The 1,312-nt window shown below is 69.7% G+C and carries 2 protein-coding genes and 1 pseudogene; 1 reads left to right on the top strand and 2 read right to left on the bottom strand.

Annotated elements, in window-relative coordinates; translation table 11 throughout:
* A pseudogene (locus AOK16_RS28895) lies at window positions 1-134 on the bottom strand (SGNH/GDSL hydrolase family protein); the annotation flags it as partial.
* A gap of 130 nt (window positions 135-264) precedes the next feature.
* Between AOK16_RS28895 and AOK16_RS26920 the strand changes: the two are divergent.
* On the top strand, window positions 265-396 hold the full coding sequence (locus tag AOK16_RS26920) for an SCO1431 family membrane protein (protein WP_107098451.1): 132 nt from the start codon (window positions 265-267) through the stop codon (window positions 394-396).
* A 33-nt stretch (window positions 397-429) separates the two neighbouring features.
* Here the strand turns inward: AOK16_RS26920 and AOK16_RS24945 are convergent, their stop codons facing one another.
* On the bottom strand, window positions 430-1,086 hold the full coding sequence (locus tag AOK16_RS24945) for a TetR/AcrR family transcriptional regulator (RefSeq protein ID WP_157859356.1): 657 nt from the start codon (window positions 1,084-1,086) through the stop codon (window positions 430-432).
* Window positions 1,087-1,312 lie beyond the last annotated feature (226 nt).

Genomic DNA, 1,312 nt, shown 5'->3' with positions numbered 1-1,312 from the left:
CGGGCCGCGAGGCGCCCGGCGAGCACATCGGCCCAGCCGCGGTACGTGCCGTCGGGCAGCGCGTCGGACATGCCCTCGGTGAAGGAGTCGCCGAGGGCGACGAGGCTGGTGTACGGGGTGTTGTTCTGCTGCATGGCGCGGGAAATCGTAGCCGTGAGGTCCGGCTCACAGACTGGCGAGGTCCCCTCCGCGTAGGCTTCCCGCGTCCGAGCCGGCGGCGCACAGCCGCCGCCGCGCCGCCGAACCGACGAGGAGAACCGCACCATGACCGCAGCATCGGCCGCCGCCACGCGCACCGGCGGGCCCCAGGAGGACGACTCGCTGGCGGAGCACATCGCGGGCTGGACCCTCGTCGTACTCCTCGCGGTCTTCTTCACCCAGGCCGGACTGCTGTAAGGCCGGTTCGCCTCTGTCCGGAGCGGAACTCCCTTATCCGGAAGGGGAATTCGCCGCCCGGCCGGAATCCGGCCCGGTGGTTCCGTCGATTTCCGCGGCGATCCGCGGATCGAGATGGCGGAGTGCGGCCGTCATGAACGAGGTCGCGAATGCGCCGGCGGCCGCCGGGTCCAGTTCCTCGCGGAAAAGCGCGTGCCGCGCCCCTTCGACGCTCGCGCCCACGATGAGCGCGGCGCACAACTCGGCGCTCACGCCCCAGCGGCCCTGGCCCTTTCGCTCGGTGAAGTCCCGGATACGCGCTGCGATCTCCTCGGCCGTCGCCCCGGTGAGCCGCTGCCTGGCGGCTGTGACAGCCCCGATGGGGTCGGCGCCGAACAGCAGGAGGAACTTCGCCGGATTCGCCGCCGCGTACGCGAAGAACGTGTCCGTCGAGGCGCGGACCTGCTCTTCCAGGGAAAGCTCCGCGGCCTCCGCGTAGACCCGCAGAAGCCGGGTGCCGAGGGCGTCGGCGGCCCACTCGGCGCATTTCCGGTAGAGATCTTCCTTGGCGCCGAAATGCGCGTACAGCGTCGGCTTGGTGGTTCTCGCGCGGGTCGCGATCTCCTCCATCGTGGCCGCATGGAACCCGGCCTCGGCGAATACCGTGCAAGCCGCGTCGAGCATCTCTTCGTCACTCGGGCGAACGATCATGTTCGGCACTTTACTTCCCGGTAAAGTCACATTACGGTTTACGCGGCAGTCGACCGTGACAGCGACCACTTCCGATCGTTTCCCGACACGCGCGGGGAAGTACCGCACCACCGCGGTCACTACCAGGCCGGTGCCCCCTGGCGCCGGGCGTCCCGTAGTGGAGATCCGATGCACCACACGCAGAATCCCGGGACCCGGGAGGCTGCCCTCCCGCACATACCGGAGG

The sequence above is a fragment of the Streptomyces pathocidini genome (assembly GCF_001418495.1).
Classification (GTDB): Bacteria; Actinomycetota; Actinomycetes; order Streptomycetales; family Streptomycetaceae; genus Streptomyces; species Streptomyces pathocidini.
This window is presented reverse-complemented; position numbering and strand designations above follow the sequence as displayed.

Excerpts from the sequence above, each read along its gene's own strand:
- AOK16_RS26920 (WP_107098451.1), top strand. The coding sequence starts at position 265 with ATGACCGCAGCATCGGCCGCCGCCACGCGCACCGGCGGGCCCCAGGAG.
- AOK16_RS24945 (WP_157859356.1), bottom strand. The coding sequence starts at position 1,086 with ATGATCGTTCGCCCGAGTGACGAAGAGATGCTCGACGCGGCTTGCACG.